Below are 6,962 nucleotides of genomic sequence, written 5' to 3' on the forward strand. Positions count from 1 at the left end.
CCGCCTTCGGGGCCCGACAGGAACAGCACCGGCACGGCGCCGCTTGCGTCCGCTGCACTGCCGGCCGCTGACGCAAGCGGCGCCGTGCCGGTGCGCAGCGACAGCAGCAGCCGCAGGGGCGCAGCGCCCGCAGCGCCGGGCATTGCCGCCGCTGCGGCTGCTTCAGCGCCGCGCACCCAGCCCGCCAGGTCGACGGCCGCATGAACCAGGGGCACGCGGTTGCGCCCGCACTGCTCGCAGGCGGCCACGGCCACGGCCTGCCAGTGGGCGATCTTCTTGTCGGCGCGCTCGCCCTTGAGCTTGAGCACGCTGCGCTCGGCCACCAGCGGGGTGATGCTGGCCACGCCCAACTCGGTGGCTTTTTCCACCAGCCAGTCCATGCGCTCGTTGGCGGTGATGCCGGCCAGCAGGTGCACGGCGCGCGGCGCCTCGCGCTCCACCGCGTGGTGCGCGCCCACCAACACACGCACGTCGCTGCGGCCCATTTTCAGCACCGTGGCGTCGAACTCGCCACCTTCTCCGTTGAAGAGCAGCAGCGCATCGCCCGGCTGCAGGCGCAGCACCTGTACGTGGCGGGCAGCGCCCGGGGGCAGGTCCAGTTCGAGGCCGGTGGCCAGCGGGGCTGGGCAGTGAAAGCGCGGCATATGCTAGCGTTTTAATAGCTGTCAGCGCTTGTCAGATAAGCGCTGAGGCATGTTTTGCTTGAAGTTTTGTCGGCCGAGCGGCGAGGGGCTCACATGCGGCCGTAGGCAAAGCCGGTCACGGGCTCGGTGCCCTCGATCTGGTCCAGCATCTTGAGCAGCGGGCCCAGCTGGCGGTAGCGGTTGGCTGTGGCGCGGATGTAGGCCATGAACCGGGGCGCGTCGGCCAGGTATTTGGGCTTGCCGTCGCGCAGCGTGAGCCGCGCGAAGATGCCCGCCACCTTCAGGTGCCGCTGCAGGCCCATCCATTCCACCGCGCGGTAGAAATCGCCAAAGTCATCGCCCCAGCCGCTCGCGCTGCTGGCGCCCAGCAGGCCGGCCTTGCGCGCCTTTTCCCAGTAGCGCACGGTGATGTCGATGACGAATTCCTCTTCCCAGCTGATGAACGCGTCGCGCAGCAGGCTGGCAATGTCGTAGGTGATGGGGCCGTAGACCGCGTCCTGGAAGTCCAGCACGCCCAGGGATGTGCCCTGTTCGGTGGCGGCCATCAGGTTCCTCATCATGAAGTCTCGGTGTACATAGACCTGGGGTGCGGCCAGGTTGTGCGCCACGATGGCATCAAAGGCGCTCGCCAAGGTGGCCTGCTGCGTGTCGTCCAGCACGATGGCCCGGTGCTTTGCGAGGTACCAGTCGGGGAACAGCGCCAGCTCGCGGCGCAGCAGGGGCTCGTCGTAGGCGGGCAGCACGCCGGGGGTGGAGGCCTTTTGCCACTGCAGCAGCACGTCGGTGGCCTGCTGGTACCAGGCGTAGGCGTCCTGGGGCCGGGCCGGGTCCAGCCGCTCGATCACGGTCTGGTGGCCCAGGTCCGTCAGCAGCATGAAGCCACCGGGCTCGTCCCAGGCCAGGACCTGCGGTACGTTCAGGCCCGCGGCGGCCATCAGGCCCTGCACCTGCACGAAGGGCTTGCAGTTCTCCTTGTCGGGCGGGGCGTCCATGATGATGCGGCTCGCACCCGTGGCGGTGTCGATGCGCAGGTAGCGGCGGAAGCTCGCGTCTGCCGACGCCGGCCGCAGCGTGGCGGGCAGCAGCTGGTGCGTGGGCACCAGCGGCGCGAGCCAGGCTTCAAAGGCTGCGAGGCGGGCGGTGTCGGGCCAGGCCACCTGTGGGGATGCGCCCGGGTACGGCGCCGGGCTGGAGGGGGACGGGGGGAAAGGGTGGCTCATGGATAATCCGATTTTACAAACCCGCCCCGGTGTCGCGGCCCCACAGGCTGCAGGCGCCCGGCGCGGCCCGCCTCTTCGTCTGTCCCAGCCTTCATCGCCCCACGTGCCACGCTGCAAGCCCTCTTCCGCGCAGACCCTTTCCCCCCGGCCCCGGACTGCTGCGGCGCCGGCTGCGCGGCAGGTGCGCCCCGTGCCCAGGGTGCTGGCCTGCGCCGTGGCGCTGGCCTGGTGCGGGCTGCCAACGCTGCCGGCCCAGGCGCAGCCCGGCGCGGCGCCCGACACGCCGGCCGCCCCGCGCAGTGCGTGGGACGCACCCCCCGTACTGCGCAGCACGCCGATGCTGCAGGAGAAGATTCCAGAGGCGGTGCGTTCGCAGCTGCCGGTGTTCGTGAGCGGCGACCGCGTCGAAGGCCAGACCGACCTGAACGCCGTCATTGAAGGCAACGCCGAGCTGCGCCGGGGCGACACCGTGATTCGCGCCGACCGGCTGGACTACGACGTGCCCGAGGACCTGGCCAAGGCCCGGGGCCAGGTGCGCATCAACCGTGCGGGCAATGTGTATGAAGGCACGGCACTGGAGCTGCGCGTGGAGGCCTTCGAGGGCTTTTTCAGCGATGCGCGGTACCGCTTTCTGGCCACGCAGGCCCATGGCGAAGCCACGCGCGTGGATTTTCTCGACCGCGACCGCGCCGTGGTGCACAACGCCACCTACACCACCTGCGAGCGTGGCAACGAGGCCAGCTGGCAGCCCGACTGGGTGCTGCGCGCGGGCACCATCCGCATCGACAACGAAGAAGAGGTGGGCACGGCCGAAAACGCCGTGCTGGAATTCAAGGGCGTGCCCATTCTTCCGATTCCGTACATCACCTTTCCGCTGTCGGACAAGCGCAAATCGGGCCTGCTGCCCCCCACCATCGGGCTGGACAGCCGCGACGGCATTGCCTACATGCAGCCGTATTACTGGAACATCGCGCCCAACCGCGATGCCACCCTGCGCGCCGCCCTCATGACCAAGCGCGGCGCCAACCTGGGGGGCGAGTTCCGCTACCTGGAGCCCACCTACAAGGGCGAGATCAGCGGCGACGTGATGCCCGCCGACCGCCTGCGCGACCGCCTGCGCTGGGGCGTCACGGGCAAGCACGAGGGCTCGTTCGACACGGCGCTGGGCGGGCTGGGCCTGAACGTCAACCTCAACCGCGTGAGCGACGACAACTACTGGCGCGACTTCGGCCGCGCCTCGGAGCCGCTGCGCCAGCGCCTGCTGCCCGGCGACGCCTCGCTGCACTGGGCCCGGGGCGACATGTCGGCCTCGGTGCGCACGCTCAAGTGGCAGACGCTGCAGGACGTGAATGCGCCCATCGTGCCGCCGTACGACCGCATGCCCCAGCTGCAGTGGCGCTACACCCCCCAGCAGCTGGGCGGGGGGCTCGACGCCAGCGTGGTGCTGGACACCACGCGCTTCCAGGCCGCGCGCGCACTCACGGGCCAGCCCAACGCCGAGCGCAGCTTTGCCATGGCGCAGATCAGCCGGCCCTTTCTGGCGCCCGCGGGCTTCATCACGCCGCGCCTGCAGCTGCACGCCACCAGCTACCAGTTCGACACGCCGCTGTCCAACGGCGAGCGCTCGGCCAGCCGCACCCTGCCCACCTTCAGCCTCGACAGCGGACTGGTGTTCGAGCGCGACGCCGCCTACTTCGGCCGCGCCTTCCTGCAGACGCTGGAGCCCCGCGCGTTCTACACCTACACGCCCTACCGCGACCAGAGCCGCCTGCCCGTGTACGACACGGCCGCCAACGACTTCAACTTCGCCACCATCTACACCGAGAACGCCTTCGGCGGCAATGACCGGCTGGCCGACAACAACCTGCTCACGCTGGGTGTGACCACGCGCCTGCTCGACCCCGGCACCGGTGCCGAGGCGGCGCGCTTCGGCATCGCGCAGCGCGTGCGTTTCTCCGACCAGAAGGTGACCCTGCCCGGCGGCACGCCCGTGAGCGAGCGCCTGTCCGACCTGCTGCTGGGCGCCGGCATCAGCTGGACGCCCCAGTGGGGCTTCGACTCCACCGTGCAGTACAACCCCAAGACGGGCCGCTCCATCCGTTCCACCATCGGCGCGCGCTACAGCCCCGGCAACTACCGCACCGTGAGCGCGGCCTACCGCCTGCAGCGCGGCACCAGCGAGCAGATCGACATCGGCTGGCAATGGCCGCTGAACGACCTGTGGGGCGACAAGGGCCAGGACCTGGGCGCAGGCCGTGGCCAGGGCAGCGGCCGCTGGTACAGCGTGGGCCGCCTCAACTACAGCCTGCAGGACCGCAAGCTGGTGGACACCGTGGTGGGCCTCGAATACGACAGCTGCTGCTGGATCGGCCGCGTGGTGCTCGAACGCCTGCAAAGCGGCGTCGCCACCGCCAATACCCGCCTGCTGTTCCAGATCGAGTTCGTGGGCTTCTCGCGCCTGAGCCTGGGCTCCAGCCCGCTCGAAACCTTCAAGCAAAATGTGCCGCGTTACCAGTACCTGCGCGAGCAGGTCTCCACGCCCAGCCGTTTCAGCAACTATGACTAGTGCGCCCCGTGCGCCCCTTGCCATGACGAATCCACGTGCAATTGCCCTGGCCCTGGCCACCCTGGTTTCCCTGACCTCGCTGGGTGCCGCAGCGCAGGGGCTGCGCCCCTCGGGCAGCGCCACCGGGGGTGGCCTGGCGCGCCCTTCGGCCGCGCCGTCCATCACGCTGCCGGGGCCTGGCGCCAGCGGGTCCGCCGCCGCCAGCAATGTCACGCGGCAGGCCGACTACATCGTGGCCGTGGTCAATTCCGAGCCCGTCACCAACAACGAGGTGCGCGCCCGCCTGGCGCGCGCCGAGGCCCAGCTGCAGCAGCAGGGCGGCCCGATGCCCCCGCGCGACCTGCTGGCCCGCGAGGTGCTGGAGCGCCTCATCCTGGAGCGCGTGCAGCTGCAGCAGGCGCGCGAGTCCGGCATCAAGGTCGATGATTTCGCGGTCGAACAGGCGGCCCAGGCCGTGGCCCGGCAGAACAACATGGCCGTGGCCGAGCTGTACCGCCGCCTTGCCAGCGACGGCATGAGCCGCGAACGTTTTCATCAGGAGTTGCGCAACCAGCTGCTGCAGCAGCGCCTGCGCGAGCGCGAGGTCGATGCGCGCGTGAAGGTGAGCGACCTGGACGTGGACCAGTACCTGCGCGAGCAGCAGCAGAACAACGACCCCGCCGCCATGGAGATCAACCTGGGCCACGTGCTGGTGCTGGTGCCCGAGAACGCCACACAGGCGCAGGTGGCCGAGCGCCAGGCGCGGGCCCAGGCGGCGGCCGACAAGATCCGATCCGGCACCGACTTCGCCGCCGTGGCGCGCGAGTTTTCTGACGCCCCCGAGGGCCAGCGCGCGGGCGGCCTGCTGGGTCTGCGCCCGGCCGATCGTTATCCCGAGTTGTTCGTCAATTCCGTGAAGGGCCAGCCCGTGGGCAGCATCGTCGGGCCCGTGCGTTCGCCCGCAGGCTTTCACATCCTCAAGGTGGTCGAGCGCTCCACAGCCGGCATGCCCACCACGGTGGTGCAAAGCCATGCGCGCCATATCCTGCTGCGCACCGGCCCGCAGCTGAGCGAGACGGCCGCCGCCGCCCGCCTGGCCGACTACCGCCGCCGCGTGCAAAGCGGCACCGCCGACTTTGCCACTCTGGCCCGCGAGCATTCGCAGGACGGCAGCTCCAAGAACGGCGGCGATCTGGGCTGGGCCAACCCGGGCCGCTACGTGCCCGAGTTCGAAGAGGCCATGAACGCGCTGCGCCCCGGCGAGATCAGCGAACCGCTGGTGTCGCGCTTCGGCGTGCACCTGATCCAGCTGCTGGAGCGCCGCGAGGCCCAGCTCACCCAGCGCGAACAGCGCGACATGGCGCGCGACACCGTGCGCGAGAAAAAGCTGGACGAGGCCTATGCCACCTGGGCGCAGGAGCTGCGCGGGCGGGCCTACGTCGAGTACCGCGAGCCGCCACAATGAACCTTACCCCCACGGTCGCCCACTGCGTGTGGCTCCCTGACCCCCGAGGGGGCCGCGTTTTGCCTTGGGGCGGCCCGGCGGCAAAACCATGAAGCACATCCCCCGCAAGCGGTTCGGGCAGCATTTCCTGTCCGACGACGGCATCATCGATGGCATCGTGCAGGCCATCGCGCCGCTGCCGGGCCAGCCCATGGTCGAGATCGGCCCTGGGCTGGCGGCCCTCACGCAGCCCCTGGTGGAGCGCCTGGGCCGCCTCACCGTGATCGAGCTGGACCGCGACCTTGCGCTGCGCCTGCGCTTGCATGGCCAGCTCGACGTCATCGAATCCGACGTGCTGAAGGTGGACTTCACGGCGCTGGCCCAGGCCATGCGTGAGAAAGCCGCACAGCCCGGCCTGAAGCTGCGCGTGGTGGGCAACCTGCCCTACAACATCTCCACGCCCATCCTGTTCCACCTGCTCGCGAACGTGCAGGTGATCGAAGACCAGCACTTCATGCTGCAAAAGGAAGTGATCGACCGCATGGTGGCCAGCCCGGCCACAGGCGACTATGGCCGCCTGTCGGTGATGCTGCAGTGGCGCTATGCCATGGAAAACGTGCTGTTCGTGCCGCCCGAGAGCTTCGACCCGCCCCCGCGTGTGGACAGCGCCGTCGTGCGCATGGTGCCGCACGCCGAGCCCGCGCCGCTGTCGGTGCCCCTGCTGGAAGAACTGGTGCAAGTCGCCTTCAGCCAGCGCCGCAAGCTGCTGCGCCACACCCTGGGCCGCTGGCTGGAAGCGCGCCAGTTCACCGGCACCTTCGACACCCAGCGCCGCGCCGAGGAAGTGCCCGTGCAGGAGTACGTGGCGCTCGCGCAGGCCTGCTCTTGAATTGATAGCTGTCAGCGCTTTCTGGATAAGCGATGAAGCCTGATTTGAGGGGTATTTTCTGCGGGGATGTCGGGTTGCACGTCACTCACCCGACCTGCAGTGCTTGTGTCCGACATCGCCACGACAGCGACAACCGGCGCGCACCCCGACCAGCGACCGCTGCGCAAGGGCCGCCCCGCCGCGCTGGCGGTGTCCCCCTTCCCGGCGAAGCCGAGAGAAG

General features: G+C 69.7%; 5 protein-coding genes. 3 read left to right on the plus strand and 2 right to left on the minus strand.

Annotated features, from left to right (window positions below; all coding sequences use genetic code 11):
- Together ACOQFS_RS00775 and ACOQFS_RS00780 are read right to left on the minus strand one after the other, a co-directional pair.
- The coding region (locus ACOQFS_RS00775) for a 16S rRNA (uracil(1498)-N(3))-methyltransferase (protein WP_421561079.1) at positions 1-644 on the minus strand (644 nt) is incomplete at its 3' end.
- A gap of 89 nt (positions 645-733) precedes the next feature.
- Positions 734-1,864, minus strand: coding sequence for an aminoglycoside phosphotransferase family protein (locus ACOQFS_RS00780; RefSeq protein ID WP_421561080.1), 1,131 nt, complete (start codon positions 1,862-1,864; stop codon positions 734-736).
- Between ACOQFS_RS00780 and lptD the strand changes: the two genes are divergently transcribed.
- The 3 genes from lptD to rsmA all read left to right on the plus strand — a co-directional run bounded on the left by lptD (position 1,863) and on the right by rsmA (position 6,742).
- On the plus strand, positions 1,863-4,430 hold the full coding sequence (gene lptD, locus ACOQFS_RS00785) for an LPS assembly protein LptD (protein ID WP_421561081.1): 2,568 nt from the start codon (positions 1,863-1,865) through the stop codon (positions 4,428-4,430). The two genes, ACOQFS_RS00780 and lptD, sit on opposite strands and share 2 nt — an antisense overlap.
- 22 nt (positions 4,431-4,452) lie before the next feature.
- On the plus strand, positions 4,453-5,874 hold the full coding sequence (locus ACOQFS_RS00790) for a peptidylprolyl isomerase (protein WP_421561082.1): 1,422 nt from the start codon (positions 4,453-4,455) through the stop codon (positions 5,872-5,874).
- Positions 5,875-5,962: 88 nt separating this feature from the next.
- A complete protein-coding gene (gene rsmA / locus ACOQFS_RS00795; protein WP_421561083.1) occupies positions 5,963-6,742 on the plus strand; it encodes a 16S rRNA (adenine(1518)-N(6)/adenine(1519)-N(6))-dimethyltransferase RsmA in 780 nt (259 codons plus the stop codon).
- Positions 6,743-6,962 lie beyond the last annotated feature (220 nt).

Source organism: Paracidovorax sp. MALMAid1276 (assembly GCF_049198005.1).
In the GTDB taxonomy this organism is placed as follows: Bacteria; Pseudomonadota; Gammaproteobacteria; order Burkholderiales; family Burkholderiaceae_C; genus Acidovorax.

Bases quoted from the DNA above. Each gene is read 5' to 3' on its own strand.
- lptD (WP_421561081.1), top strand. From the start codon at position 1,863: ATGGATAATCCGATTTTACAAACCCGCCCCGGTGTCGCGGCCCCACAG.
- ACOQFS_RS00780 (WP_421561080.1), bottom strand. From the start codon at position 1,864: ATGAGCCACCCTTTCCCCCCGTCCCCCTCCAGCCCGGCGCCGTACCCG.
- ACOQFS_RS00790 (WP_421561082.1), top strand. From the start codon at position 4,453: ATGACGAATCCACGTGCAATTGCCCTGGCCCTGGCCACCCTGGTTTCC.
- rsmA (WP_421561083.1), top strand. From the start codon at position 5,963: ATGAAGCACATCCCCCGCAAGCGGTTCGGGCAGCATTTCCTGTCCGAC.